Raw genomic sequence first — 21,952 nt, 5'->3', positions numbered from 1 at the left:
GCCGTGGCCCAGTCCCTTCCTGCCATCTCCGCCCGGGGCCTTGAGATCCTGGGCGTGGAGTTGCCCGCGCTCGCCACGGTCCGGGTCGCCCTGACCGGCGGTGGCGGCGGAAAATACCACGTCCCCCACTCCGACCTGCGGCGCTACTCCTACGGCGGCTGCCGCCACGCCCGGACCGTGGCGGACGCGGCCACCTACCCGCTGTGCGACGTGTTCGGCGAGATCTGCAAGAAGTGCTCCGTCTCCCTGCCGGACGCGCCGGACGCCTTGTGGCGGGCCGCAGCGTTCACCGCCAGCCGGGCGGTGGCTCTCCGGCGCGCCCAGGCGGACCGGGCGGTGCGCACCTGGCTCGGCTACGCCCGCTATGCAGCCCAGCAGCGGCCCGGGCAGGAGGAGCAGTTCGCCGCCTGGCTCAAGCGGGCCCGCACGGACCGCAAGCTGGCCAAGGACGCCCGGGCGCTGGCGGAGGCCCGCAAGGAGCTGGAGGCCGGCTTCGTCGAGTTCCTGGCCGGGTACGCCGCCGACTGCCCGGAGGTCGACGCCTACAACGGTGCCCGTGATGCGGTGCGCCGCACGGTCGGCAGCCCGGAGCGGCGCGTCTTGGCCGAGGTGACGGCCGCGGTCGCCGGGAAGTCTGCCCGCCGTGCGCAGCGGTACGAGTCGCAGTCGGAAGTCGATGTGTGGCAGTTGGTGTGCGGGGTGTGGCTGGCGGCCCGCTCGCGCGGGATGTGCGCCACCCGCACGGCCGGGCTGGTCCATGACGCGGTGTCGCAGGAGTTGGCCAGGGCGCGCGTCGTAGACGTCACCCGCCTCCCGGCGCCGCAGACCCGGGGCGAGGGGTACGACAGCCCGTCGGCCTGGGCGGATGCGGAGCTGGCGGTGTGGTGGCCGCGCGCGGTCGCCGAGGCCTGCGCGCGGCTGGAGAGCGACTTCGAGGCCGAGTCGGCGCACATGGCGGCGCGGTTGCTGCTCGTCCACGACTGGCCGCTCACGAACGGCCGGGACGCCCCCATCGCCTACCTCGCCGCCTCCCCGGTGCTCGGTCCGCTGGTCCCCTTCGGGTCTCGGCGCCGCGACTGCTTCAGCGACATCGGAGATGCCACCGGCCCCTCCTACTCGGCGGTCATCGCCGCGCCCGGGCACATCGTCGCCAAGCTGGAGAAGGAGCAGGCCAGCCAAGGCGGGCACTACCCGCCCCGGTTCGAGGCCGCGGGGCCCGTCACCGGCCGCCGCCGCACCGACCAGGCCGCAGCCCTGAAGCTGCTGCGCACTGCCTTCCCCGTGCTGTCCTCGGACACTGCCAGCGGCCCGGACACGGTGCCAGCGGCCGTCGAGGAGCAGCGCCGCGCCCGCGCCGCGGCGAGCCACCGGATCGAGCGCGGCGACGCCGACGAGCGAGCGTCTCGGACCGCGGCCGCGCTGAGCGACGGCTATGGCTGCTGGATTCCGGGCGGGAGCGAGGAGACCGCGTTCCTCAAGGAGCTGCACCGGTGGCTGAACTGGCAGGTGCTGCGCCTCGACATGTGGTGCGGGCCCGAGGGCGCCGAAGGCGTCTGGGCGAGCCTGTACGGCACCCTCGACGACGTCGGCGAGGGGGATCTGTTGCTCAAGCCCGGCGGGCAGCACCGCCCGGTTCGGATCCCTCTCAACCGGGTGGTCGCGCTGGTCGGTGCACCTCGCTGGGACCGGGACCATCACCGGGAGGCCCCGCTGTGGAAGCCGTACGAGCCGGTTCCTGTCCCCAGCACCGCCTCCGTCAGTGCAGCGCAGCACCATATGCGCGTTCTGCCCGTTGTCGGCGAAGAGGAGTAACAGGAGTCGCGCACTGGCGCCGGGGCGAAGGCTAGGCGCCCCGGGGGCCTGCTGGACCTCCGTCCCCGTCGGACCCAGATGACGGTCCGCCTGTGCTGGCCCGTACGCAGGGCGGGGCGGCCACTCGGCCGGTTTTCCCCGCGTCAGTAGTCCTGGTCGGGGTCAGAACGCGTCGGATCCGGAAGCGGCGTGGAGTCCGAAGCCTTCGAGGAGCTGCTGGTCCCAGCCGGAGGCTCGCAGGACCGCACGGCGCTCTGGGCTGCCCGGGGCGCCTACGGTTCTTGCCCCGGCTCCCGGGAGCGCTTGCGGGCCGCGACTCGATCGCTACCCCCACTGCCTTGGTCGACTCTTTCCGCCGCCTCGTGGCCGATGGCTTCTTGGGGTGCGACCACCACGGCGGCTACCTCACCGCCGCCCCGCTCCCCGCAGTCGTGTAAGCCACCCGTGTTCGATCGGTTCGGCAGGCGGCGGCATCCGTCTGGGCCGCTCCACGGCTCTCGAGCTCGCCGCCAAGCCAGGCTGCGGGCCTCCCGCGGGACTCCCGCCAACCCCTTGGGAAAGGCGCACAGTTGGCCGACGCTCTCGCCTGGAAGAGTCCAGCGCGTCGGGGAGTGGCCCGAAGAGCCGCCGACAATGCTGAAGGTAACGGCTACCGCCCGCCCTGGCAGCTCGCGAACTCTAGGATCATCGGCGTGAGCATCCACGACTGGCACATTCTCAGCACCCCACCCATCGACAGCTTCGACGGCATGACGCCCCTCGCCAACTACCTGTCTCCCGAATTGAAGGTGGATGCCTTCGACGACCCGCACAAGGTGCAACGTGCCATCAAGGAGTACAGGGAGCGCCTGGACTGGGCTGAAGAGATGAATGCAGGGACGCTACTCGGTTCCCAGGAGGCGGAATTCTCCATCGCGCAGGTCAAGGAGCGTCTGGACTGGGCTGCAGCGGCTCTTGACGCTCTGAAGCGTGGCGGCAGCCACGTGGACTGGGACGGGGACTTCCGACATGAGCCATACGTTGGCGCGCTTCCCTGGCCAGAAAACGCGGGACGCTACCTTCTGGCCAAACAGGGCAATAACGGCACGTGCTTCATCATCAGCCAGGGTTTCACCGTGCCGTTGCCGCAGGACGCTAACCGTTCCGCCCACCAGCACGTGATTGTGCGGCAAGCCTGACCCGGAGCTCATACGCGTGCCGCAGAACGGTTCCGCACCGTACTTGGCCGTACGGCCGACCGCCGACAGCTCGGGCTGAGGACACACGCCCCGAATCCGAGCCCGGTCGCTCTCCAGCGGTACATGATGAACGCCGCACTCGACCAACCGGAGCTGCAGAAGTCCTCGCGGCCGGGCGTCGCCCGGAGGCGGTCTGCGCCCGGCACGAAGCGTCGGCGTGGGGACTCAGCAGACGCCCACGGGGTCACCTCTGCGGTAGCTCCTCGCTGGACATCACCCGGATCGCAGCCTTGGTCAGGGCTTCAGCCCTCCCTACGCCGTACTTCATTTCATGTAGCGCCTGAGGGATCATCCGGAGAACCTTCTGTTGTGTACCGAGCGCGCGATCCTCATGAACCTGCGCCTCGTGCACCGCAAGCAACGCTTCGTGGATCAGTACCGCGACGGCAGCCTTTGTGTGGGCACCGAGTACGGCCGGAACACGGCCCCGCGGCACTGGTGAGAAGCTGTCCGGGGCAGAGTCCTCGGAGAACAGGTCCAGCTGTTCCGGTGACTGGTCCGCTCCTGGTGTGGAGGTGCTCCCGTGTGCTTGGCCGCCGCGGGCGAGTTCGCCGATCCTGCGGTGCACCAATTCCGCCACCTCACGGGCCGGCAGGTCCTCGGCGCACACGATGTCGTTGGACGTGACGGCGGGCAGCGGGTCCTCACGTACGCGGATCACCACGTAGCCCGCGGCCGACAAGTCGGCAGTCTTGTCCCGGTCCTTCTGGAGCCGGTCCTTGTGCCAATACGCACCGTCGTACTCCACCACCACCGCCGGCCTACCAGGCAAAAGCATGTCGACCCGCCAGGCGCGCATACGCCGCACACTGCTATCAATTGTGCAGCGCGGGACCGAGGCCGGACTCTCCAGCTCCCGAAGCCTCTCGCGCAGCGCCGTGAAGACATCCTGCTCCCGGCGGGAGACTCCTCTCTTGGCACACCGAGGACACCCGGTCCCAGCGGCATGCCGGTTATTGACCGAGGTCCTCCACCGGTGATTCTCGTCGCGGCTGCAGCGCCACCAAACGCTCAGCATGGACGTCAGCTTTTCCTCGAAAGGCAGCTCGGGCGGATTCTCCGCGTGCCCCGCGTCGTATTCGCTCAGCAGATCAGGACGCATGTACGCCCAGCATCTGTTCACGGCCCAGCCAGCCTCCATCAGGGCGTCCGCCCACGCCTCGCGGGCCTCCCCCAACCGGCGTCGCTGCTGCTGACGCCATTGCCCGTAGTCGTCCACCGGTAACTCGTCGCGCCCCTCAGCCAGGAACACCGCGCTCAACGTCTGTTCCTGGCCCCGGATCCAGTCGGCAGCGACACGCCACTCTGCGACGGCGGCTTCTGCGCTCAGGCTGGCCCTCCGCCGCGGAAAGGGAAAAGTGGCATCAAAGTACACACGTCCGTCATTCATCATCGTCGGGTCTATCAGATACCACGGACAACGAATGACGCCCCGACCAGCGTGGGCCCCAGGGGGCTCCGGCCGATACAAGGCACGCCGGCCCAGAGTGACAGCACGGGCCGGGCGGCGAGGGCGGCAAGGCCCCGGTGTGGGGGCGGCCAAGAAGGGTCTGTGCACCCGAGCAGTCAGTCAACCCGCCAGCCCGGGCCCCCCGTTGTCTCCTGTCAGGAGGCTGCGGGCGGCAGGGCCGCGTCCAGGGGAGGGCAAGGTGGCCACGGGCCTCCACTCTCCGTGGAAGACCTGGCCGCTTCCAGTGCGGGCGAAGGGGCGCATCTTGGCAGCTGCGTCGCCGAGGGCTCGGAAAGCTGCAGCAACTTCTGGCGCGTTCGCCAGGGCCTGGTCTGCGCCGTGGGCGGTGAGCTGGAAGGGCAGTTGGGGCCGGTTCTTCGGTCCGCGTGCCGGGAACAGGTACGTGGTGGCCGTGGCGCCATCGGGCTGGATCACCTCGATGCCGACGGTGGCGATCTGAGGGGCTTGGTTGTTGCGGCTGACTGCCTGCACGACGAAGTAGTACGGGGCGGTGGCATCCGTATTCGGCAGCGAGGCGGCGACGGTGAGGGGTGCGGTGAGTACTCCGCCGTCGGTCCAGCGTGCGGCCAGGAGGTCGACTGCAATGTCGAGGGATTCCTTGGGCGCGGGAGGGAGCAGCCCCTTGGCGTTGAGGAGGTTGATCATCCTGTCGTACGCGGGGAGGAAGTGGTCCCGGGCCTGGCATGCCTTCCGGTTAAGTTCGTTGCGTTCGGCGCTGGTGCCGGGATGGTTGATCTCCAGGACGTCCTGTCCTTCGTCGGAGATATCGGTCATGCCATTGAGCTCGTAGCAGAGAGCGCCGAGGGCTGCGACGAGTTCGTGGTGGGCTGCCTGGAGTTCAGGGTCGACGTAGTCGGGCCGGTCGGTCTCCAGGGGGCGGTGGGCGTCGCACACCGGGTCGCTGACGGTCAGCGGGACCTTGAACATCGTCTCGGCGTCCTGGAACCAGCGAAGCCACAGACCGTCGAGCGGGAGGAGACGGAGTAGCCGCGCGGCCTTGTCCACGTCTCCGGCGTGTGGCTCGGCGGGGGCGGGCTGGGCAGAGCGGTTCGCGGGTTTCGGGGGCCCGGCTGCCGTCCGTTCCCCGGCTGCGTCCTTCCGCAGCGCCCACCACCAGGAGATTCCCCTCTCCGGGACACCGTTCTTCCGGGCCCGGGACTCGAGCAGTTGGATCAGGTACCGGAAGGAGGCGTCGTCCTCGGGGGCGCTCTCCCCCTTGAGCCAGCTGCTGAGCTTGCTCTTGCCCAGCTTCACGGCCGGGGTCTGCCTATTGCCCTGCTGCTCGATCCGTGTCAGTGAGAGACCGGAGGCCGCCTTCAGCTTCCGCAGTTCCCCGGCCAGCCGGTCACGTGCCGACGACTCTCCCATGGGTCTCCCTGTTCAGTCCGAACTTCCGGTGAACAGTATCTTCGCCCGCTCTGGCCTGGGCTGACGTCTGTTCACCGGTTCAGGCAGCTCGCTGAACACCCCGGCCTTCCGGCTCCCTTGCCGATATCGGCACCACGGCAACATGAGGGAGCAGAAGATGAAGATCATCGTGAAGCGGAAGCAGGACCGGCAGCACGAGGGCCGGCGTGGTCGCAGGATCACGGCGGAGGCGAAGGCGGTGGGTGGGTGGATCGTGTCGGGAGTGTCATCCGGGGTCGTCCGGGAGATCCTGCGGTACGCCCTGGACCTGTGGCTGCGGCAGTGACCGGCTCGCCACCCGCGGCGGCCCGTCCTGCGGGGCGCCTTGTGCGGGCCTGGCGCGGCCGCTTCGCCCCCGGGCGGGTTCGGCTGGCTCCCGCCGTTGGCCTTGAGCTGTACGTCCAGCGGTTGGTCCTGCTCAGGTACTGGTGTGGGTCTCCATCGTGCCCGGGCCCGGCTGGCGGCCGCCGACAGCGGCCCGGCACCGGTGCCGGCGGCCGTCGAGGAGCAGCGCCGCGCCCGCGCCGCGGCGTGCGACCGGAGCTGGTCGTGGAGGTCGGCGTCGACGTCGCCCGGGACATCGCCGGACGCTGGCGACATCCTGCGCGATGGCGCCGGGGCCGCCCTGACCTCACCCCCGACGATGTCCCACGATTCGAGAGAGGGGCAGTGGGGGACTGAGGAGAGCGGTGGTGCCAGCCGGAGTCATGTTGACACGGCGTGGTCGGTGCCCTGCGGTGGGAGTGGCGGATAGCGGATGATGTCGACCAGCAGTTTCGGGACTTCGGTGGAGCGGTAAGGGGCGGTTCATGACGCAGGCCCAGGTGGCGAGCGAGCGGGTGGCGGGGCGGGTGTGGACCGTACGTCTGGATGCTGCGGGGCGCGGCGTGGCGGCGGTGAGGGTCACCTGCAGTCGGCCGGCTTGTACACCGCAGCGCCTGGATTCGGCCGCTGTGGGGCGGTCTTTCGCCACTGCACATCTGAAGGCCCACCTGCGGGCGGCGGGAGGGCCGCGGCGGGAGGCAGCGTGTGCGTGCCGCGCTGAGGGGTGCCAGTCGCACATCGAGAGGGCCGGTCAGGGCCCTGCGGGTGCGGGCTGGCGGTGCGGAGGGGCGGTCGTGCTGGCCGTGGTCACCGATCCGGTGGGGCGCTGGTGGCGGGCGTGGGAGTGCTGTGCGCGCTGTGCGGCGGCCCATCCCGCCGCGCGTGTGGTGGCCACCGCCTCTGGCGCGGCGCCGTCCTCTGCCCCTGGCGCGGGTGAGGTTCCCGCACCGTCCCGTAACGCCGAAGGCGTGGTGGGGGTGCCCCACTTCTCTGCCGCCTCGCCGGCTGCTCCGGATAGGGATGTGGTCGGCGGGGATCGGCTGCCCGCGCCTCGATCGGGTGTGGCCGCGCCAAGGCCGCGCCGGGCCAGGCGGCAGGGAAAGATCGCGCAGCGCCTGGTGCCGCATGATCTGCGGCCTGTGGTCCTGCGCGACGAGCTCATCGAACTCGGTGATGCGTTTCGTGCCTATCAGCAGGCCGGCGAGACCGACTTGGCGTTGCTGGCCAGGCTGCACGATCGCAAGGCGCTCGCCTTCACCACCTGGGCGGACGTGACGGGCGACGGGAGCCTGCGGGCCGAGGCGCGGCGTGCGGAGCAGGCTGCGGCCAACGCCCGGCTTCAGCATGAGCAGCGCACCGGTGAGGGAGCCGAGGGGGCCGTCACGCGTGTGCTGACCGCACCGGCCCAGTGGGAGCACGCGCGGGCTGTGCTGGGCTATGTCCGGGATCACGCGCCGGTTCCGGGTCCGGAGGGTCGTCTGCTGGTGCTCATGCTGTCGTTGCGCACCGCGTGCACCGGCAGCGGTAACGTCACCAGCCTGGATGTGAACGGCTGGCCGCTGGGCGATGCGGAACAGGTCCTGCAGGGGGTCGTCGACGCGGGCTGGCTGCGGCTGCCCGGGACCGTGGCCGATCTGCTCGCCTCCGGCTCCGACAACCCCACCCACGTCATCGTGCCCTCGCTCCTCCCCCGGGACGGCGGCCGCGGGCCGTTCGGCTTCGGGAAGTCGATGCGGGCCAAGCTGTCCGGGTGGGCGCAGAAGGTCGTGGGCGAGCGCACGCTGCGTAAAAAGAAGCTGCCCGCCGCCGCGCGGCTGCTCGCTCTTGCCTGTGCCGCGCACAGCGGCGGCGATGGGCGGCTGGGGCCCTTCGGCCGAGGCCTTGAGGTCGAGGCGCTGGCGGCGCTGTGCGCCGTCGAAGCCGCTCAACTCGATGAGCTGATGGAGCAGTTGACAGCCGTCGAGTGGCTCACGGACGTCGCGGTGACCGAAACGCACGTCACGGGCAGGCTGTGCGAGCGGGTCCTTTCCTTCAGCTGCCCTGTACCGGCCGGAAACGGTGCCGGTTCGGCCGGTGCGTGACGCGCCACTTCGCCGCCGTGCGCGCGGGTAGATACGGGCGAGGTGCGGACACGGGCGGGTGTCATGGCCTGCAAGGATGCCGACAGCGACGGCGCGCTGGCCGAGGAAGGAGCAGGACAACGTGGGCGGCATGCCGATCCAGGACCCTGACGAGGGGGACGAGGACGGGACGCAGTAGCCGTGGGTGCTCGGGCGTAGGGGTAGCTGGTCGCCACGCCGTCGGCGTAAACGAGCCAGTGCGAGACATTCGCGGCGCGGGCCACGCCGGTGAACGTGACGGGCTCGTCAGGCACCCCGGGACCACCCTTGCCAGCAGCGAAGAGCCGGGTGATGCCCCAGAGGGGCGCGCGGGGTTCACAGCCACGGCCTTCCCGGTCGTCGCGCCGCCGGTGGTGGCGACGGAAAGAATGATGAGGTGCTGAGGTGAGGCCTCTGAGCACTCGGCCCTCCGCCGAAGGCGGAGAAAGTGCGCCCTTCCCGTTCCACGCTCTGCGAGTTCCTCCCCGGTACCCTTCCGCGCCGCTACGTCCTCACCTGCGCCGACCTCTGGTAACCGCCACCGGCAGGCAGGACGCCAATGCCGGCCGCTACCGGCGGGTCAGGCAGTGCGGGAGTGGAGCTGGATGACCGTGCGCTGGCCGGTCGCGCGCTCGCCGAGGCGGTAGATGGGGGAGTTGGAGAGCTTGTCGACGAACTCCAGCCAGCCGTCCTCGACGAGCTGGCCGCGGACGCGGGAGAACAGGCTCGGCGTCCAGCCCAGCCATTCCTCCGCCAGCTCGCGAGCCGTCTTTCGCACCGCGCCGCCCGGCTCTTTCGGCATGATTGCGTACAGCTGCAGCAGGAGGCGCTGGTTGGGGGTGAGGTCTTCGGAGCGGCGCAGGACCTCTCGCGCCAGTACCTGCGGATCGTCGGCGGTCATCACGACACGTCCCCCCTTACAGGCCCGTTCCCGAGGCCTGGGATGTCGGGCGGGTTGTACGCCCGGATGGCTTCGCGCTGCTCGGCGGAGGACCCCTGACTGGCGAGGTAGGGGGTCACCTTGTAGAACTTCTGGCGGCCGAACTCCTCTACGAAGAAGAGCAGCCGACGCTTGACAAGGGTGCGGATGATCCTTCCCAGCGCGTCGCCCGTCATCCCGTTGCGCTCGGCGATGTACGCCGTGGTCTTCATGACGGGCTTGTCGTATCCCGGCGTGGCTCCCACGAACCACTGCAGGATCCGGAACTCACGGTCGGTCAGGCCGCCGTCTTTCTTGGGCACCGCGGCCAGGGCCTCGAGCCGGTCGTTGTCGACGGTGCTGTAGGAGCCGATGTAGCCGAAGCGGGTCTGCGGCTCGCCGCGGCCCTCGTGCCGTTGGTGCGCGGAGCGCGGCATCGGGAATCTCCGGTCCCTCGACATGTCCCATGAGTACAGGCGTTACGTTACCTCGCGCAGGATCCGTGAACTAGCAGGACATGTACTCCTAGGTCATGTATGCCGGTCCGTGGATCCGGATATGCGGACTGACCAATCGGAATGAAGTGGTCCGTGAGCCGGTATAGGGCGGTCCCCCAACCGGCATATCCGATCTTGGAACCGGTATCCAGATCGGCAATTCCCCAGGTCAGTGGGCATTCTGGCGCGGCCCTCTCTCTATACGTACAGGACTGGTGCCAGCCCTCGGGTCGTACGTTCACAACATTCCCGCGCCCTCCGGCGCGTCGCGCGCCCTTCCCTGTTGACCAGCCCGAACGGACCTGCTGGCGGCCTCAGCCACAACCCGTGCAGGACTGCGCCGCGGCACTCGCGATCTGGCCGGCGGGAGGCCACCCAGCCGTGCGGCCGGTCACGGCCTCACGGCGGCACCTCCCACCGGTCCCAGCCACGCTTCCTGGCTTTGTGCCGTCACGGCCCGAGCCACCCGAGACTCAGCAACGCTGATGCTGTCCACGAGCCGCACCTGCGTACGGCGCCGCACGCGAAGCGAGGTCAGCCACCCACCCTGTGCCCACCGGCATTAGCCCGCCCAGACGCGCGAGGCGCGGTCTCGGCCACGAGGCGGAGCGTGCACACTGAGTCCGCTACACCGTGGGCCAGGCCAGGGGCCCTCGCAGGGCAAGGAGCGGGGAACGGCGGAAGGTTGGTCGCCGTCGTTCGCGTCCGTGAGCGGTGTCTGTGCCCGGGCCGCGGGGATCTCAGCCTGGGAGCCTGTCTCCCGTTCGACGGCGCGAGGAACTCCGCGACGTTCTCCGGGTGTTCGCGCGAGTCGAGCTGAGTGGCTTTGCGGTCCACACCGAACGATGGGGCCCGCGGCGGAAGGAGAGGTCGGTGGGGTGTGGGCAGGTCCGGGCTGCGCCCGGAACGGGCAACGAGGTCAGCGGCGCATGAGTGACGCCGAACCGGCCCGGAGGGATGGCGGGTGGGTGTCACGCGAGTAGGCAGCGCTGAGAAGCTGAAGCGGGAGGGGGCGGTATCGGGGTATCCCGACGGGCGCCACCCCGCTGGCTCGGGGTTCTACTCAGCCAGGCCCTGCAAGCGCTGGGCGCAGGAACGCATGGCTGCCGCTGCGAGTTCGAGGAAGTCTTCCGGCAGTTCCTCATCCAGGCGTTCGGTGGAGAGCCGGTAGCTGATGAGCACCGTTGCGAGCACAGCGGCATCGCGGGCCGCCGCCAGTACGGGGTCGTCCGGATTCGTCTCGGTGCCACCGGCCGCCCGGGTCAGGGAGCGCTCCAGCCGCCCAGCTCTGAACTGGTGCACCAGCAGCGGTGAGATCTGCTCGGGCAGAACCTCCTCCAGCACCTGGTCGGCCACCGCCTCCGCCCGCGCGGCGATCTCGTTGTTCATGGTGTCGATCTCCGCGCCGAGTACGCACGCTTCGGCCGCACCGACCAGGCCGTTGGCCATCTCCAGCTCGTGCACCGCGGGCGGGCGCTCGGGGTCTGCCAAGAAGTCGAAGCCGAGCAGCACCAGCGCCTGCCGCAGCCGGTCGGCTCGCTCACTCACCACGTCTCTCCCCAGGGAATTCGGCGTTTCGCGCTTCACCTTCTCCCCGGCCTCGGCGGCCGGGGCCGAACCACGCGGTCTGTTCACCCGGCTGGCTTCGCCCCATGGCCACCGCCGTGGCCAGTACGACCCGTATCCGGTCGCCGCGCACCAGATGACCGGTTTGGGGCGCCATCGGATGTCGTCGGCCCTAAGGCCCGTTGGCTCTAACAAGGACAACAGGGAGGGAGCGGTTACAGTCGCGGCGGGGGCCGGAGCCACTGGCATTGGCTCCAGCCCCCTCCTGCGCGTGCCAGACCGTCAGGTACTGCGCTTCCCGGGCACCACGCGTGCGAAGTACTCCTCAAGGGTGTCTTCGTCCAGCTCACCGTCCATGGCCAGCGACCGGAGCAGTGCCCTGCCGGTCGCCTGGGCCGGGGTGCCCCAGCGGCTGTGCGCCTCGCGCATGATGTCTCCGATGCACCGCTGGGCGGAGTCCGGGTGGTGCCGTACGAACCAGTCGAGCATCTTCGCCACCGGTGTCGTCAGGTTGAGGTCCCACCAGGTGTCCTTGGGCGGCTCCGTCCCTGCCTTGCGCGTCTGCCTCTTCGTGCGCAGGCCGATCATGTGGGCGAAGTCGTCGAGGACGGCGTGCCGGATCGTCGGGCCCAGGATGCGGGTGGGCAGAATGCGGTCCAGGCTGGCCGCGACGCTCCAGGCCAGGGAGTCGGCGACCTCGCGTACCGACGCCTCGTTGCGCTGCCGCAGGATCCACCGCTTGCGCACGTCCGGCCGGTCCCACAAAGTGCCGTGGAAGTCGGCGGCGAACCGGTCGCGGACATCGGCGGCGCCTGGCGACAGGTCGTGGCGGTCGCCGGCGGACATGGCAGCTCGCACCCCTTCGGCGGAGCGTCGGCGGGCTTCCGCCCAGTCCTCCGCCACCGGCTGCGACCACTGCGCACGGCCGCCGACGCTTGCCTGCGGCATCGGCACGTCGCTGGAGCTGCGTGAGATGTAGGCCCGCAGGGAGGAGGCGGTGATGCCGCCCAGCGCGGCCATCTCGGGCACGCCGAGCAGTTGGCCGCCGGTGAGTTCGGGACTGGCCAGGTCGACGACGCACTGGTCGAGCGGCAGCGCGTTGCCCTGCTTCTGGTGCTGCTTGGCCCACAGCGCGAGGTGGTCGAGCCAGTTGTCCAAAGCCGGTGCCTTGGGGTCGAAGGCGGCGACCTTCTGCACGTGCGCCCGGGCGGGGTCGGCGCGGCCGTCGAGCATGTCGGCGGCGGTGACGGTGGCGGCGGCGCGGGCTTTGCGGCGTTCGTAGTCCTCGGTGACCGGATCCCAGATCTGCCCGGGCCGGTACCAGGTGGCGCCGTCCCACCAGTAGCCGCCGACGCGGAACAGCAGTTGGTCCGCCGACCACTCGGAGTGCATGGAGGAGGTGGCTCCGTCGCTCATGAGGAGCACGGTCCGGCCGTGGTCGGGGTGGTAGCGGACCGCCCAGCCGAGCTGGCGGTTGAGGGGATCGGTGGTGAAGGCGTGATAGCCGTCGCCGCGGTGGTTCTCGTCGAAGCGGCCCCACATGCCCTGCCCTTTGTTGCGGCCGACGGCTTCGATGGCCTCCGGGCCGTCGTCCAGAGGGAGATGAGAGTCGTCGACGAACGGCAGCCCGGGGACCGGATGGTCGGTCCGGGTGCCGTTGGCGAACGGGCGGATGTCGTAGACCAAAGTCTTACTCTCTTCCTTCGCTTAGTGCTGCTTTCTTGTGTAGCACTTCTAATGCTCCGTTATACATGACTGGCAAACTCTTCGGCACAGCGCTTTTTGGCCAACCGTCAGCTTGTGTGTCCGCGACTGGCGGGTGCGCCGGATGAGAGCCCGGGCTACTGCGCGCCCTGGACCGCACCGCCCGTCTCTCGCCCCGCTACAGACCAGTTAGACCCAACGGGTCCAACCGGCTCCGCCCTCCCCCGCGCGCGGGGCCTTCGCCTGTCTGTCGTGAGACCGGACCGCAACGCGCTGGCCTGCGAAGAAGAACAGTCGTGGAACCCGCGGGACCGTCCATCGTGTGGGCGCGGGCCGAATCCCGCCGAACGCGCCCGGGCAGGGGCCACCATGGTGGCGTACCGCCCGCCCACCACAGGAGAACCGCGCCCGTGATCCGCGCCCACCGCCGGCCCAAAGGCAGCGCCGTCCAGCTCGGTGCCGCCACCCCCGGCCTGCCCGGCCTGCTCGGCGTCTGGTCAGCCGACGACGACCGCGACGACGAGGACCAGAAGCACGAGCCCGCCATCGCCCGCACGACCGAGACGAGGACCGCATGACGACCGAGCACCGCGGCGCCGCAGGCCCGCACACCGAGTACGACGGCCTGCCCGTCCTGCACGCCACGGAGACAGGCCTGCCGCTGCTGCACCCGTACGGACCGGTGGCTGCGGGCCGCTCCGTCACGCCCGGGGGCGGACGGCTCACTTTGCGACAGAACGCTGCCCACCACCGGGTCACGCTGGACCACCTCGGCTGTCCCGCCCAGCTCACCGAGGAGAAGGACGCGGCCTTCCGGCGGCTCGCGCTGGCCATGGAGGGACGCTGCCTGCAGGCCGGATGCAGGCACCGCGCCGCCTACCAGGGCGGCGTCCTACGCAGCTTCGAGTTCCCGACCGGGAGCATCGAGCCCACCGCCTTCGTGCGCGCCCTGCTCGCCATCGAGCTGGGCGACTACGGGCCCGTCGACCGGCTCGCGGACACCACGCGAGACCTGGTTGGGCTCCCCCGCCCGGGGTGCGAGGAAGACCAGGCCGATGGCGGTTAGGTCTGTCAGACCCAACGGCCCCAACCGGCTCAGCCTCGGCGCCCGCTGGGGTCGTCCGCGCTATAGCAGGAGCTGTTCAGCCCGCCCATGAGCCGCAGGACCTCGCCGCAGCCTCGGCAGCCTCGGCGGCGGGCAGGTCGGCGTCGTCGCGTCCAAAGACTGGGTGCGGGCGGCGCAGCCGGGCGGCGAGGGCCGGGGGGCCCAGGTCGGCGGCCGCTGCGGTGAGCTGCTGGCCGTTCGGCGTGGCCTCGGTGAGCTTGGGCTTGGACGACGTGGCGGCGTGTGATGGATCGGTCTTTGCCGCGCCCCTACTCGATCAGGCATTGGGCCTGCTACCTGGAGAGCCGCCACCTGCGCCTGGGGGCGGCCTGGCGCCTCGGGGCGAGAGTCATGACACAAGACCAACCGAACTTCTCGGCGAGCCGGTCGAATCGCTCGGACTCCGCGAGGTGAACACCCAGCAGGGTGGCCGCAGTCTCGATCTCGCGCTCGATCGCTGACGAGTAGTCGAGCCTGCCCGTGCGGTCTCCGGGCTGTCGGTACAGACACCGTGCCAGGCCACGACAGATGAGATGTCTGCGACGTGAACCGGTGGTGCCGGCCGGAATCCGGATGGCGACACTTCCGCCTGCTCGGTTTTCCAGGGCTCCATTGATGATCACGTCATCCGTGGTGTCCACCCTGATGGGATAGCCGAGATGCTGCTCGAAGAAGGCAATGAGATCTTCGGCGCGCCCCATGGGAGGAATTCGCAGGTCCCGCAGTGTGGCCAGCGCCCATTCCCATTCGGGTGGCCTTCTCGACCGCAACAGCACAGCCGCACTCCCTTCGTCAGCCCCGGTGACTGTCGATGCTCTCACCTGCGCATTCAACAGGATTATGCCGGGCTGGCCAGCGGCCGGAGCCGCACTGTCGGCATCACGCGTGCAGCGCACGATAGAAGCGCGCGGCAATGGCGGGCTTCCGTGTTCAGCCGGGCACGCGCGCCTGCTTCCCCCGCCGCTCGCCCATGCTTGACCGAGTTCCCGCGGCGGCGAGGCGCGCGGCGTCACATCGGGCCTGTGCCCTGGCGACGGCGAGGCGGTCGGGACCGGCCCTTTCCGGCTGCGCTCGGACAACCAACCGAAGGTAAGTCCTACGCCCCCGGTTGCCCCCCTTCCGTGCGAAGGCCGCGATGTGGTCTTCCCCGCGCGCGGTCGTGTAGGACACTCGAAGTCCCGACCTGGAGGACAAGTGTGAGCGCCCAGCCTGAGAGCCCGCGGGACCGCCGGATCCCTGCCGTTCCGCACACCATCAATGCCATTGCTGACGCCCTTGGCGGGGCCGACAGTGCGCGCTTCAAGACCGAGGTTCTCGCCGCGGAGGAATCGGCCGTGCCTGGAGTGATGCGCCGCTGGTGGAAGACAGCCATGATCAGTCGCGTTCCTGAGGCTGCCCGTAGCCGTGCGAACGCGGAGAATGGACGCTCGTTGCTGTCCGTCGACGAGCTCATCACCCGCATCGACGTCGCATGAGCTGGAGCGTCTGGACCGAGGAGATTCCCGCACGGACCGTCCTGGACATGCCTGCGGACCTGCGGAGGAAGACCGCGAACTTCCTGAGGGCACTGGCGATCGAAGTCGGAGGTGCGCTCGATCTCGGGCGGCGCCCGCCGGGTGACTCGATGGACGACATCGGAGTCCGGCACTCACTGGAAGTGCCCGGCGAGCCGGTCATCATCGAGTACATGATCATGAGAGAAGCGAAGGAGATCCGGGTTCCTGTCCTGGTCTGGTTCCACTGACGGCTCTCTCCGGTCTCCAGGGGCCGGAGTGCCCTTGCCGCCCGCGTGCGGTGCCGGCTGGCGGAGCGACAGGACAGCGTCCCGGCTGGTGATCCTGGCGGCTACCAACCAGGCGTACTGGTCGGGGCCGTTGTGCCAGAGTGACCGGGCAAGATGGCAGGCGTTGGATGGGGGCAAGTGTTCGTCGTGGTTGGGGACTTCCAGTACTGCGGGGGAAGGACCTGGTGCGCGCCGGGGTGAGGGTCGGCTCGATTCCACTCATACCTCGCACCGGCTCGACTACCCGCCCAAGGCGGCGACGGCGATGTAGCCCCGGTCAGCGACCAGCACGATTTCTGGGCAACCAACCTCCTCAAGGCGGGCCACCCCCGCGATGACCGGCTGTCGCTACCTCGCACCGGCGGTGGCCTGCCTCAGCCGACAGCTCCCAGTGAGGTCCCCCTCTACGAAGGGACGCTGGCGCGCTGGGTGTCGATCTCATCGGTCAGTTCTCGGGCGAGCTCGGGGAATCCGGCGTACTCCAGCTCCCACACAGCCCAGTCGCGGCGGGCCTGAACACGCTCGGGTTGGCCTGCGTAGATCATGTGGGCAACCTGGTCGAACACGACACGGGTGAGCATGGACGCGAGCGCGTAGGGGGTGAGCTCGGCGTTCTGGGAGTGCGGATTGCGGTCCGTGCGCGGACCGTCAGGATGCTCCATGCAGTAGATGGCACGCAGCGCGCCGGCCCGGAGCTCTTCAAGGGCTTTGCGTTTCTTGCGACGGGCCCACATGAGCGCTCCCTTGACCGTGAGTGTCCTGTCCCGGGTCCCCAGGCTATCCGCGCTACGGGGGCTGACGGGATCCTTTTCGTCGAGCTCCAGACGCTCTCAGGGGCTGGTGCCCCTGTGGTGCTGTCGTGCCTCGCTCGCGAAACGGCGGTACCAGCCCGGTGAGTACACCCCGCGCTCCGTCACCCGGGCCCAGGCAAGCACGGAGCCGCCCACGGTCAGAGCGGCCACGCCCACCGCGCCGCCACACCACAGAGCCGCTCGCCGCGCTCCGTCGGGCCACAGCGGAAGGGAGATCGCCATGCTGCCAGCTGCCGTGAGACCCGCGGCGCAGACCACCAGGATCTGCCACCACCGCGAACCCAGAGCCCACCAACTGCGCATCACATGCCATCGATTGAGCACGCGGACACAGTATCGAGTCGTTGCGTCGGCGGGCGGGCACAGCCGGGCGGGGGCCGGGTAGCGCGCTCTGTGGTGGGGATTGTGTCTCGTGCGCACCTGGCGTGTCAGGGGATTCGGCCGGCCTTCGGCACGGGCTCCCCGTTGCGTAGGCGTAGCGCCAAGTGCGCCGCTGTCCGGCACCAGGGCCAAAGCCGTAAGCCGTTGTCCGTGCAGGGTGCGAGCATCTGTGCGTGCGGCTGGGAAGCCGCCGTGGATAGAGCGGGAAGAGGGAGAACGGCGACGATGGTGAACTACAAGCTCCGGTGGGTGCAGGACGGCAAGAGTCGTACGTCGGCGGTCAGCTACGACCTGCCGAGCGCCGAGGCGCGCAAGCAGCGGCTGGAGGGGGAGGGCGCAACGGACATCGAGATCCTGAAGGTGAAGCCCGGCCAGTAGGCCGGTGTTCACCGCTCCGCAGGCCGGAGGAGCGTGCCGGCCCGGGCGGAAATGCCGGGCCGGCACCGGTAGAGATCAGCTCCAGGGGCCGAGCCGATCCGGGACGTCGTCGAGCGCGTGGTTAACGAGGGAGGCTAGGTTCATCCCGTAGCGGGTGCCGCCATGGATGAATGTGGTGGTGTAAGCCGTGCGGTCACGGCCGGGAAGGTCGGCGGCCCGGTAGGCGGCCAGCTGGTCGGCCCGCAGCAACTGGGCGACGGCGATGTAGCCCCGGTCAGCGACCAGTACAAGCAGTACAGGGCCGTCGATCTCCCGACCGACGGGGTGGGCGTCCCACCAGTAGTCGTCGGGGACCAGGCTGTGACCGCGCTGGTGCCGGGCAACGACCGTCACCTTGATGCCGTCGCGGAGCGGACCGATGACGACGTGAGCCGAGTGGCCGTCCCAGGTGGCGCCCAGGGCCGCAGCGGCGGCGCGGCGTGCGACCGCGGTGACGGTGTCCGGTGCGGGGTGCTCATCGGCGGTCAGGAGGGTGCGCAGGCTGCCGGGGCGTACATGGACCGGGCGGCGGGCGACGACCAGGACGTCATTGCGGATGCGGTGATCGTCGGACTCGGTGATGCCAGGGTGCCAGCGGCGGTGCGCGCGGACATCGGTGAGGAGTTCGCGCGCGCCCTGGTTGTCGGCAGGGTTGAGGTAGAGCAGCCTCAGCAGGACAAGTTCGGCGGAGTTGAAGCGGCCCATGCGCCACAGGAGTACTGGGACCTGCCGGGAGTCAAAGGTACGCCGAGTTCGACTCCTCACAGGCGACTGAACAGTCCGTCGCGGATGCCGTTGACCATGCTCTGCCACCGTCCCTCTGTCGCGAATGTCCGCCTGCCTGCGTACTCGCGTATGTCAGAGGCAGGTACGGAGGAACGTGCAGAGCCTGTGGCTGCCGGATGACACTCATTGCCATGCGAGATGATGGGGCAGTGGGGCCGGTGAAGGAGATGAGGTCGCCGAACTCGCCGTCATGGCGCTGCAGAAACAGGCTTCCGAGGTGGGCGTAGGCGTCGATGTCGCGGGGCTCGTCACTGACGATGCGGCGCAGTTCTGCTTCGTAGGACTCCAGATCAGCGGTGGCCCGCTGAATATCGAGGGCGTCATCGAGAGGCACTGGGTATCGGCCGGGGTACGGGTCGGGCATGCAGTAACGGGGCAGAACGCCGTCCTCGGCCAGCCGGTCCAGCCACCAGCGGGCGGCGATCTCAGCGTCCTTCCGCGGCCCCGGCGAGATACCGGCTTCGTTGCCGTCCGGGTTGGGACTGTCCTCGGCATCTTCGTCGAGGTCATCGTCCACGTAGTCCTCATCGCCCTCCTTTTCCCAGGTGTGGAGGACCTCGTCGGGGTCGAAGTCGCCGTCCTCGGCGGCTTCGACTACTCCAGCGCCGTGGGCACGCTCCAGGGCCTCGTGAGCCTGGTTCGTCCGTGTGCCGGGCAGGGCGTGCATCAGCGGATGGTAGGCGTCGGGCCACAGGTGGCCGGCCGCGAGCGGGCTCCACATCGCGTAGTCCTGCTGCATCAGGATGCGCAGTGCCAGGTCGAGCCCGTGGTGGTCGAGGCGGTCTGGCAGTTGGCCGGCCTCGCTGGTACTGGTGACCTTCTGAAGCGCCTTCTGATAGCCGATCTGGGTCTCGGCATCCAGGAGACGGGCGAGCCGGTTCGGCTGGGTCCGCTGGGCGCGGCGCTGTGCGGTGGGGCGGTGGACATGAGGCTCCTTGAACCCGGCTTCGCGTACCGCACTGCCCCACCTCAGTGCGACGCCAAGCCCAGGGGTCAGGTCGCCGTCTGCACGTGCATCACAGGTCGTACCGGTTCGAGCGTCCGCTCAGTTCACCCGGGCAGTCAACGGTGGGGATGACCGGCGGGACCGCACACCGTGGGTGCGGGCTGGAACCCCATGCTCGTGGGCAACAGTCGGCTGGCGCAAGGCCGTCGCGCGAATTGGGCCGATCATGAACGATGCGGGGCTGGAGCGCCGTATCGCGAGCGGTTGCGATCGGGCCGGTCGGCATCCGGCAGCATCCCTCCGGGGAAGGACTCTTGAACGGGCGCGGGCGGGGCAGTTGGCTCGCCTGGACGTCACGGCATCGCGTTCACCCATCGGCCCGGCCTTCCTCCAGCACCGGCAACTGAGCCTCGCCGGTCAGCTTGCCGATGCGTCGCCGGATGGCCTTGAACATCTCGGCGCGATCCCTTTCCGGGTAGTCGACACGGTCATAGCGCAGCTGAAGCGCGGCGGTACCGTCGGGTGCCTTCAGCAGTACCAGGCCGAGGCTCTCGCCGGGCGCCAGGTCGCGGTGCCCGCGCAGTTCCAACGGCAAGCCGTTCGTGGGGTCGGTCAGCGCTTGCACCAGCTCCGCCCGCCGCAGGCCCGTGTCGGAGAAGTGGTCCAGCTCCAGAATCCACCATTCCCCCAGCCGCGACTCGTGGCCGGTGACGACCTGGGGGACGGCGACCGTGTGCAGGAGGCCGAGGCGGCGCAGCAGTCCGCTGGGGAGCCAGGCTGCGTCGCGCCACGTGGACTCGTAGACCAGCGGATGGTGTTCGGCGTCCCACTGTTTCTCGTAGTCGGTGAAGCCTTCCGTTCGCCAGCAGGCCTCGCCTCCGTCTTCCTCGACGCGCCGGGCGAGGGCGGCCTCGGCCTTCTCGAAGGAGCGGCGGGAGGGGCCGGTCAGCTGGAGGCTCGTCGGCTGTCCGAGGCGCCGGAGTTCGATGCCTCTCTCGGAGCGCGCGCAGATGCGGACTCCGTTCAGGCCGTAGATTTCGTCCACGTCCGTGTAGTTGCGCGGGATGCGGCGGGGTAGCAGTCCGCTCAGCAGGGTGTCCAGGCTCCTGGTGCTCTCCAGGTGCAGTCGCAGTCCGGCGGCGGTGGGCTGTACGTACTGGATGCCGAACGGGTACTCGAAGTAGGTCCGTTGGCTGTTGAGTACCCAGTAGAAGACCTCGGACTCGAAGAGGAGCTGTGCGTGTTCGGCCGTCGCGGGGATGAGGGGTGCGTCGGGAGGCATGGCAGCGACGGTGTCGCAGGCGAGCTGGCGGGGAGTACCGGTGTAGAGGGCGTACGTGCGGGCGCGGCGGCTGATCTGGTTCACCGACATCGCAAAGAGCACCTTTCGCTCGGCTCCGTCGGCCCGCGGAACGTGAGGGAGAGGCACTGCGTGCGGTAGTGAGGTCAAGGGGCGGCACTGGTCGAAGACCGTGCTTCTTCGCCTCCGCCTGAACCCGAGGGGCCGAGGTTCGCGGTAGGAGCAGCAGACCAATGCCGCAGTTCGTCACTGTAGCCGCAGGGGTCGAGGCGGGGAGAGCGCCACGCCGTGCAGCGGTGCGGGACGGCGTGGGGAAGCGGTCGGGCCGGGGTGTGGGCCGTGGTCAGGCATGTGGCCGGGGGCGTGTGTTGTCCTGTACCGGCACAGCTGAGACGGGCCGGGGTCCGGGCGGTATAACGCGCTCCAGCTCCCGTCCCAGTCTCTGGGCTTCGCCGCGTACCTGGGCAGGAATGTCGCCTTGCTCTGCGATGAGGCGGTTGTAGATCGGGGTCTCCGGGGACACGGGCGGTGTCTGCTTTCTGCTGATGGGCGGCGGACGGTACCCCGCGGTGATCGTCTGCGGGAAGGAAACGCAGCCAGGCGGCTGGCCGTGGCGGAGCCTGGGGCGGGGGTTGCTGGTGACGGTCTCAAGGCCTGTCAGGGGCTCTGCAGGGGCTGGCCGCTTCCCTGCCAGGGCCGTGGGAACGGGTTCGGGCGGTGAGGAGTGTACTGGTGGTGTCCTCGCGTGTGTGGCGGGGCGCTGTACGCGGCAGGGGCCGTTCGGGGCGGGGAACGGTCCAGGCGGCCTCGGCGATCGCGGTGCCAACGGCGATCCAGGGGTGCCACTTGCCGGTGCCGGAGTCGTTGATGAGGGAGTCCTCTTGGTGTCCGGCAGACAGCAGCTCGCGGGGTGCGGCCCGCCCGGTCGGCGTGCGAAGGGCTCCCGGGCGGGCTCCGCCTGCCACAGTGCCCCGGCCGCGCCGGTGCGGGGATGTAGCGCGGCCGGTGGCTGGGCCGAACGAGGCTCGAAAATACGCAGAGTAGGTTGCCCGCGGCCCAGAGCGGTTGATCCGCGGGCACACGCGATCATGCCTGACCTGAACGCTGCTGTCTTCCCGCCAGGCACGGGGCACCCCGGCGATGAGACGGGAGGGGCGCACGGACGGCTAGAAGACTGCTGAAGATCTTGCTCTGGCTGCCCAACTCACCCCGGATTGCCGGTAAATGTCAATCGCCATGAGCCAGGGCAAGTCGGGCACGATTCCAAGATCTTCAAGACACTTCTAGAGGCAATACCGGTGATTTAGGTCTTTTTCCGGGAGGTTGGGGCTGGTTTGGTGGGTCCGACGAGGGTGACGACTGGGGTGTCCGGCCGGGGCTGGTTG

The 21,952-nt window shown here is 69.6% G+C and carries 21 protein-coding genes; 9 read left to right on the top strand and 12 right to left on the bottom strand.

Annotated features, from left to right (window positions below):
* Window positions 1-3 precede the first annotated feature (3 nt).
* Together ACZ7IB_RS41040 and ACZ7IB_RS41035 are read left to right on the top strand one after the other, a co-directional pair.
* Window positions 4-1,812, top strand: coding sequence for a hypothetical protein (locus tag ACZ7IB_RS41040; RefSeq protein ID WP_470919810.1), 1,809 nt, complete (start codon window positions 4-6; stop codon window positions 1,810-1,812).
* Window positions 1,813-2,504: 692 nt separating this feature from the next.
* On the top strand, window positions 2,505-2,990 hold the full coding sequence (locus ACZ7IB_RS41035; RefSeq protein ID WP_470919808.1) for a hypothetical protein: 486 nt from the start codon (window positions 2,505-2,507) through the stop codon (window positions 2,988-2,990).
* A gap of 244 nt (window positions 2,991-3,234) precedes the next feature.
* Here ACZ7IB_RS41035 and ACZ7IB_RS41030 read toward each other — a convergent pair whose 3' ends face one another.
* Both ACZ7IB_RS41030 and ACZ7IB_RS41025 read right to left on the bottom strand, forming a co-directional pair.
* Window positions 3,235-4,521 carry a zinc-ribbon domain-containing protein gene (locus tag ACZ7IB_RS41030; protein ID WP_470919807.1) on the bottom strand — a complete coding sequence of 429 codons (1,287 nt, stop codon included), beginning with the start codon at window positions 4,519-4,521 and terminating at the stop codon, window positions 3,235-3,237.
* A 99-nt stretch (window positions 4,522-4,620) separates the two neighbouring features.
* Window positions 4,621-5,889 (bottom strand): hypothetical protein, encoded by a 1,269-nt coding sequence (locus ACZ7IB_RS41025; RefSeq protein WP_470919806.1) that lies wholly within the window; start codon window positions 5,887-5,889, stop codon window positions 4,621-4,623.
* Between the two features lie 142 nt (window positions 5,890-6,031).
* On the opposite strand from ACZ7IB_RS41025, the gene ACZ7IB_RS41020 reads away from it, so the two are divergent.
* Complete coding sequence (locus ACZ7IB_RS41020; RefSeq protein ID WP_470919805.1) at window positions 6,032-6,214, top strand: hypothetical protein; 183 nt, start codon at window positions 6,032-6,034, stop codon at window positions 6,212-6,214.
* A gap of 832 nt (window positions 6,215-7,046) precedes the next feature.
* The gene (locus ACZ7IB_RS41015; protein WP_470919803.1) at window positions 7,047-8,333 is read left to right on the top strand and encodes a hypothetical protein; all 1,287 of its coding nucleotides are present in this window, start codon (window positions 7,047-7,049) and stop codon (window positions 8,331-8,333) included.
* Window positions 8,334-8,931: 598 nt separating this feature from the next.
* Here ACZ7IB_RS41015 and ACZ7IB_RS41010 read toward each other — a convergent pair.
* From ACZ7IB_RS41010 to ACZ7IB_RS40995, 4 genes are all read right to left on the bottom strand, one after another.
* Complete coding sequence (locus ACZ7IB_RS41010; RefSeq protein WP_470919801.1) at window positions 8,932-9,252, bottom strand: replication initiation protein, RepL2; 321 nt, start codon at window positions 9,250-9,252, stop codon at window positions 8,932-8,934.
* A complete protein-coding gene (locus tag ACZ7IB_RS41005; protein WP_470919800.1) occupies window positions 9,252-9,707 on the bottom strand; it encodes a MarR family transcriptional regulator in 456 nt (151 codons plus the stop codon). Before ACZ7IB_RS41005 ends, ACZ7IB_RS41010 begins: the two co-directional genes overlap by 1 nt.
* 1,119 nt (window positions 9,708-10,826) lie before the next feature.
* A complete protein-coding gene (locus tag ACZ7IB_RS41000; protein ID WP_470919799.1) occupies window positions 10,827-11,315 on the bottom strand; it encodes a hypothetical protein in 489 nt (162 codons plus the stop codon).
* Between the two features lie 300 nt (window positions 11,316-11,615).
* A complete protein-coding gene (locus ACZ7IB_RS40995; protein WP_470919798.1) occupies window positions 11,616-13,019 on the bottom strand; it encodes a hypothetical protein in 1,404 nt (467 codons plus the stop codon).
* 428 nt (window positions 13,020-13,447) lie between these two features.
* On the opposite strand from ACZ7IB_RS40995, the gene ACZ7IB_RS40990 reads away from it, so the two are divergent.
* Both ACZ7IB_RS40990 and ACZ7IB_RS40985 read left to right on the top strand, forming a co-directional pair.
* Window positions 13,448-13,615 carry a hypothetical protein gene (locus tag ACZ7IB_RS40990; protein WP_470919797.1) on the top strand — a complete coding sequence of 56 codons (168 nt, stop codon included), beginning with the start codon at window positions 13,448-13,450 and terminating at the stop codon, window positions 13,613-13,615.
* The gene (locus tag ACZ7IB_RS40985) at window positions 13,612-14,103 is read left to right on the top strand and encodes a DUF6420 family protein (RefSeq protein WP_470919796.1); all 492 of its coding nucleotides are present in this window, start codon (window positions 13,612-13,614) and stop codon (window positions 14,101-14,103) included. The genes ACZ7IB_RS40990 and ACZ7IB_RS40985 overlap by 4 nt, the downstream gene beginning before the upstream one ends.
* Window positions 14,104-14,435: 332 nt before the next feature.
* On the opposite strand, the gene ACZ7IB_RS40980 is transcribed toward ACZ7IB_RS40985, so the two are convergent.
* Complete coding sequence (locus ACZ7IB_RS40980) at window positions 14,436-14,843, bottom strand: hypothetical protein (protein WP_470919795.1); 408 nt, start codon at window positions 14,841-14,843, stop codon at window positions 14,436-14,438.
* A 495-nt stretch (window positions 14,844-15,338) separates the two neighbouring features.
* On the opposite strand from ACZ7IB_RS40980, the gene ACZ7IB_RS40975 reads away from it, so the two are divergent.
* Both ACZ7IB_RS40975 and ACZ7IB_RS40970 read left to right on the top strand, forming a co-directional pair.
* On the top strand, window positions 15,339-15,617 hold the full coding sequence (locus ACZ7IB_RS40975) for a hypothetical protein (protein ID WP_382959842.1): 279 nt from the start codon (window positions 15,339-15,341) through the stop codon (window positions 15,615-15,617).
* The gene (locus tag ACZ7IB_RS40970; RefSeq protein ID WP_382959844.1) at window positions 15,614-15,886 is read left to right on the top strand and encodes a hypothetical protein; all 273 of its coding nucleotides are present in this window, start codon (window positions 15,614-15,616) and stop codon (window positions 15,884-15,886) included. Before ACZ7IB_RS40975 ends, ACZ7IB_RS40970 begins: the two co-directional genes overlap by 4 nt.
* A gap of 443 nt (window positions 15,887-16,329) precedes the next feature.
* On the opposite strand, the gene ACZ7IB_RS40965 is transcribed toward ACZ7IB_RS40970, so the two are convergent.
* Window positions 16,330-16,659, bottom strand: coding sequence for a hypothetical protein (locus ACZ7IB_RS40965; protein ID WP_470919793.1), 330 nt, complete (start codon window positions 16,657-16,659; stop codon window positions 16,330-16,332).
* Window positions 16,660-16,755: 96 nt separating this feature from the next.
* The gene (locus ACZ7IB_RS40960; protein WP_470919791.1) at window positions 16,756-17,061 is read right to left on the bottom strand and encodes a hypothetical protein; all 306 of its coding nucleotides are present in this window, start codon (window positions 17,059-17,061) and stop codon (window positions 16,756-16,758) included.
* A gap of 282 nt (window positions 17,062-17,343) precedes the next feature.
* Here ACZ7IB_RS40960 and ACZ7IB_RS40955 point away from each other — a divergent pair, with 282 nt between their 5' ends.
* On the top strand, window positions 17,344-17,496 hold the full coding sequence (locus tag ACZ7IB_RS40955) for a hypothetical protein (protein WP_470919790.1): 153 nt from the start codon (window positions 17,344-17,346) through the stop codon (window positions 17,494-17,496).
* Between the two features lie 75 nt (window positions 17,497-17,571).
* On the opposite strand, the gene ACZ7IB_RS40950 is transcribed toward ACZ7IB_RS40955, so the two are convergent.
* The 3 genes from ACZ7IB_RS40950 to ACZ7IB_RS40940 form a co-directional block, all read right to left on the bottom strand.
* Window positions 17,572-18,240, bottom strand: coding sequence for a hypothetical protein (locus ACZ7IB_RS40950; RefSeq protein WP_470919789.1), 669 nt, complete (start codon window positions 18,238-18,240; stop codon window positions 17,572-17,574).
* A gap of 31 nt (window positions 18,241-18,271) precedes the next feature.
* Window positions 18,272-19,060: a hypothetical protein gene (locus ACZ7IB_RS40945; RefSeq protein WP_470919788.1), complete on the bottom strand. Its 789-nt coding sequence runs from the start codon at window positions 19,058-19,060 to the stop codon at window positions 18,272-18,274.
* Window positions 19,061-19,634: 574 nt separating this feature from the next.
* Window positions 19,635-20,639: a hypothetical protein gene (locus ACZ7IB_RS40940; RefSeq protein WP_470919787.1), complete on the bottom strand. Its 1,005-nt coding sequence runs from the start codon at window positions 20,637-20,639 to the stop codon at window positions 19,635-19,637.
* Between the last annotated feature and the right edge of the window lie 1,313 nt (window positions 20,640-21,952).

Source organism: Streptomyces sp. NPDC037301, assembly GCF_055602785.1.
Note: the sequence above shows the minus strand (reverse complement) of the source record. Positions and strands in the feature narration are given on the sequence as shown.

Coding starts and splice junctions, on each gene's coding strand:
- ACZ7IB_RS41005 (WP_470919800.1), bottom strand. CDS start 9,707: ATGCCGCGCTCCGCGCACCAACGGCACGAGGGCCGCGGCGAGCCGCAG.
- ACZ7IB_RS41025 (WP_470919806.1), bottom strand. CDS start 5,889: ATGGGAGAGTCGTCGGCACGTGACCGGCTGGCCGGGGAACTGCGGAAG.
- ACZ7IB_RS41010 (WP_470919801.1), bottom strand. CDS start 9,252: ATGACCGCCGACGATCCGCAGGTACTGGCGCGAGAGGTCCTGCGCCGC.
- ACZ7IB_RS41020 (WP_470919805.1), top strand. CDS start 6,032: ATGAGGGAGCAGAAGATGAAGATCATCGTGAAGCGGAAGCAGGACCGG.
- ACZ7IB_RS40965 (WP_470919793.1), bottom strand. CDS start 16,659: ATGTGGGCCCGTCGCAAGAAACGCAAAGCCCTTGAAGAGCTCCGGGCC.
- ACZ7IB_RS40970 (WP_382959844.1), top strand. CDS start 15,614: ATGAGCTGGAGCGTCTGGACCGAGGAGATTCCCGCACGGACCGTCCTG.
- ACZ7IB_RS40955 (WP_470919790.1), top strand. CDS start 17,344: ATGGTGAACTACAAGCTCCGGTGGGTGCAGGACGGCAAGAGTCGTACG.
- ACZ7IB_RS40940 (WP_470919787.1), bottom strand. CDS start 20,639: ATGTCGGTGAACCAGATCAGCCGCCGCGCCCGCACGTACGCCCTCTAC.
- ACZ7IB_RS40950 (WP_470919789.1), bottom strand. CDS start 18,240: ATGGGCCGCTTCAACTCCGCCGAACTTGTCCTGCTGAGGCTGCTCTAC.
- ACZ7IB_RS40980 (WP_470919795.1), bottom strand. CDS start 14,843: ATGGGGCGCGCCGAAGATCTCATTGCCTTCTTCGAGCAGCATCTCGGC.
- ACZ7IB_RS40985 (WP_470919796.1), top strand. CDS start 13,612: ATGACGACCGAGCACCGCGGCGCCGCAGGCCCGCACACCGAGTACGAC.
- ACZ7IB_RS40945 (WP_470919788.1), bottom strand. CDS start 19,060: ATGCAGCAGGACTACGCGATGTGGAGCCCGCTCGCGGCCGGCCACCTG.